Source organism: Streptomyces sp. NPDC094143, assembly GCF_040303825.1.
Lineage (GTDB): Bacteria > Actinomycetota > Actinomycetes > Streptomycetales > Streptomycetaceae > Streptomyces.
This window is the reverse complement of record NZ_JBEOTZ010000100.1, coordinates 1-4,166: the sequence shown is the minus strand read 5'-3', so window position 1 is coordinate 4,166 and position 4,166 is coordinate 1. Positions and strand designations below refer to the sequence as shown.

Sequence of the window (4,166 nt, the reverse complement as noted above, 5' to 3'; positions counted from 1 at the left end):
CCGCCGTTACTGGCTGGACGCGCCGAAGGCCGAGCAGCGGAACTCCTCCGATCCGGTCGACGAGCAGTTCTGGCGCACGGTGGAGGAAGGCGATCTGGAGGAGCTGGCCACCACGCTCGGGGTGTCCGACCGGGACGGGCTGCGAGCCGTCGTCCCGGCGCTGGCGGCCTGGCGCAAGGCGGTCAAGGAGCGGGCGACGGTGGACGGTTGGCGGTACCGGGTGGTCTGGCGACCTCACGAGCTGCCTGCCACCGCGCCCCTGCGCGGCACTTGGCTGCTCGCCGTCCCCGAGACGTGGACCGACGGCGAGCTGATGCCGCGGACACGGGACGTACTGGAAGAGGCGGGCGCTGACGTCGTGTGCCTCACCGTGCCCGAGAACGCGGATCGGGCGGTGGTCACCGAACGGCTGGCCGCCGTCACCTCCCCTGCGGAACCGCCCGCGGGAGTGCTGTCACTCCTCGCGCTGGACGACACCCCCGACAAGCGGAGCAACGGCGTCTCACGGGGCCTTCTGGCGTCCATGGCCCTGAGCCAGGCACTCGCGGACGCCGGACTCGCCACCGCACTGTGGACCTTGACGCGGGGAGCGGTCGCCGTGGACGCGGCCCCGGAGGTGCCGAACGCCGGCCAGGCCGCAGGATGGGGCCTGCTGAGGGTGGCCGCGCTCGACGATCCCGAGCGGTCCGGTGGCCTCGTCGACCTCCCCGCCGGAGACGGGGCGCACGCGCTGCTGTCCCGCCTGCCCGCCCTGCTGGCCGAGCCCGGCGCAGGCGACGGCGCAACAGGGGGCAGGGAGACGGAGTTCGCCGTCCGCGCCGGTGGTGTCCGCGTCCGGCGCATGATCCGCTCGCCCCGGCGCCCGGAGCCGACGACCGCCGGTTCCGTCTGGAAGCCCCGCGGAACCGTCCTCATCACCGGAGGCACCGGTGCGCTCGGCGCCCACGTGGCCCGTGACCTCGCCCGCGACGGCGCCGGTCACCTGCTGCTCACCAGCAGGCGCGGCCCCGACGCTCCCGGCGCGGCCGAACTGGAGCGGGAACTGACCGCCCTCGGCTGCCGGGTCACCATCGCCGCCTGCGACGTCGCCGACCGCACCGCGCTCGCCGCGCTCCTGGCCGGCGTACCGGACGACCTGCCGCTCACCGCGGTCGTCCACACCGCCGGGGCCGTCGACCTGGCCAGGCCCCTCACCGGGATCGACGCGGACGAGGCCGTCGACCTCATGCACGCCAAGGTCGTCGGCGCCCAGAACCTGCACGACCTGCTGGGCGACCAACCGCTGGACGCCTTCGTGCTGTTCTCCTCCGGCGCCGGGGTCTGGGGCAACGGCGGACAGGCACCGTACGCCGCCGCCAACGCCCACCTCGACGCACTCGCCGATCGACGCCGGGCCGCGGGTCTGCCCGCCACCTCGATCGCCTGGGGCGCCTGGGCGGGCGGCGGCATGGTCGACGCCGAGGTCGCCGAGCAGCTCCTGCGCCGTGGCGTGCCCGCCATGGAGCCGAGGCCCGCCGTGCGCGCGCTGCGCGAGGCGGTCGCGGACGGTGAGACGACCCTGGTCGTCGCCGACATCCGGTGGGACCGTTTCGTACCGGCGTACTGCGCGCACGGTCACCGGCCGCTCATCGACGAGGTGCCCGAGGTCCGGGACCTGCTGGCGGAACGCCGGGAAGAGGAGGCCACCCCGGGGACCGACACCGCCGCGGCCCACGGACTGCGCGGGGAACTCGCCGCTCTGCCACCCGCCAAGCGGCACCGACGCCTGGTCGACCTGGTCCGGACCCACGTCTCCACGGTTCTGGGCTCCGGCGACGGCGTCAGGGCGGGCAAGGCGTTCCGCGACATGGGCTTCGACTCGTTGACGGCGGTCGAACTGCGCAACCGACTCGGCGCGGCGCTCGGCACCCGCCTGCCCGCGACGATCGTGTTCGACCACCCGACGCCGAAGGCGCTGGCCGACCACCTCGAAGCCGAGCTCTTCCCGGACACCACTCCCGGCAACGCCCTCGACCCCCGGCTGCGGGAGATCGAAGCGGCCTACCGGGCCGCGGCCGACCCGGCCGACAGGCAGGAGCTCACGAACGCGTTGCGCGGCCTGCTGGACAGCTGGACGGCACCGACCGACGAGCCGGCGCAGACGGCCGTCGACGAGGAACTGGTCGGCGCCTCCGACCAGGACATGTTCGACCTGATCGACAGGGAACTCGGGATCTCCTGAGCGGTCCCCCGACACGATCTCCCGATTCTCGAAGGGCTGACTGCCATGGGCAACACGGACACCACCGAGGACAAGCTCCGCGAGTACCTCAAGCGCGTCACCACCGACCTGCGCCAGACACGGCGCCGGCTCACCGACCTGGAGACGCGGGCGCACGAACCGATCGCCATCGTGGCGACCGCCTGCCGTATGCCCGGCGGCGTGCGCACCCCCGAGGACCTGTGGCAGGTCGTCGCCGACGGCGTCGACACCGTCTCGGACCTGCCGGCCGACCGTGGCTGGGACCTGGACGCGCTCTACGACCCGGACCCCGACCGGGTCGGCACGAGCTACGTCCGCCAGGGCGCCTTCCTGCACGACGCCGCCGAGTTCGACGCCGGCTTCTTCGAGATCTCGCCGCGTGAGGCGACGGCGATGGACCCGCAGCAGCGCCTGCTGCTGGAGACCACCTGGGAAGCGTTCGAGCGGGCCGGCATCGATCCGACCACCCTGCGCGGCAGCGACACGGGCGTCTTCATCGGGGCCAGCAACCAGGCGTACGCCAACGACGGCACCGGCGCCCCCGAAGGCGTCGAAGGGCATCTGCTGACCGGCGGATCCGCCGCGGTCCTGTCCGGCCGTATCGCCTACAGCCTCGGCTTCGAGGGCCCCGCCGTCAGCCTCGACACCATGTGCTCCTCGTCGTTGGTCGCGCTGCACCTCGCGGTCCGCGCCCTGCGCTCCGGCGAATGCTCCATGGCCGTCGCCGGCGGTGCCACCGTCATGGCCACCATGCGCAACTTCATCGAGTTCAGCCGTCAGCGCGGACTCGCGCCCGACGGCCGCTGCAAGCCGTTCGCCGCCGGAGCCGACGGCACCGGCTGGGGCGAGGGCGTCGGCGTGCTCCTGCTGGAGCGGCTGTCGGACGCACAGGAGCGCGGCCACCAGGTTCTCGCGGTGGTGCGGGGCTCCGCCATCAACCAGGACGGCGCGTCCAACGGTCTCACCGCGCCGAACGGTCCCTCGCAGCAGCGCGTCATCCGCGCGGCCCTCGCGGACGCAGGGGTGTCGGCCGCGGACGTGGACGTGGTCGAGACGCACGGTACCGGCACCAAGCTCGGCGACCCGATCGAGGCGCAGGCCCTCCTCGCCACCTACGGCAGGGAACACGACGCCGACCGTCCCCTCTGGATCGGCTCCCTGAAGTCCAACATCGGCCACACCCAGGCCGCCTCCGGCATCGCCGGCGTCATCAAGATGGTCGAGGCCCTGCGGCACGACACCGTCCCCAAGTCCCTGCACGCGGACGAGCTCACCCCCCACGTCGACTGGTCCTCCGGCACGCTGCGCCTGCTCACCGAAGCCGTCGCATGGCCCGAGCACGACCGGCCGCGCCGCGTCGGCGTCTCCTCCTTCGGCGGCAGCGGCACCAACGCACACGTCGTCATCGAACAGGCGCCCTCGGTGGAGGAGTCGGAAGCCCCCGCCACCGAGCGGCTTGATGTTGAGCGGCCCGGGACCGTCGTACCGTGGCTGCTGTCCGCGCGCTCCGAGACCGCGCTGCGGGAGCAGGCCCAGCGGCTCGCCGAGCGCGTGCAGTCCGCGGACCTCCGCAGCGCGGACGTCGCCCACACCCTGGCCACCGGCCGTGCCGCCCTGGAGGAGCGCACGGTGGTCGTCGGCGCCGACCGCGACGCCCTTCTGGACGCCCTGCGCGCCGTGGCCCGCGGTGAACAGCCCGCCCACACCGCACGCGGCCTCACCACGAGCCCCGGCGAGGCCGTCGACCCGGTGTTCGTGTTCCCGGGTCAGGGGGCGCAGTGGGTGGGGATGGCGGTTGAGCTTCTCGATTCGTCGCCGGTGTTCGCGGCGCGGTTCGTGGAGTGTGGTGAGGCGCTGTCGCGTTTTGTCGACTGGTCGTTGGTCGATGTGGTGCGTGGTGAGGGGGGTGCGCCGGGGCTGGACC

2 protein-coding genes are annotated in these 4,166 nt (G+C 73.6%); both read left to right on the top strand.

What is annotated here, in order from left to right; genetic code table 11:
- Positions 1-2,221: SDR family NAD(P)-dependent oxidoreductase (locus tag ABTZ58_RS39770; protein ID WP_351368315.1), on the top strand; the 2,221-nt coding region annotated here is incomplete at its 5' end.
- A gap of 45 nt (positions 2,222-2,266) precedes the next feature.
- The coding region (locus ABTZ58_RS39765; RefSeq protein WP_351368312.1) for a type I polyketide synthase at positions 2,267-4,166 on the top strand (1,900 nt) is incomplete at its 3' end.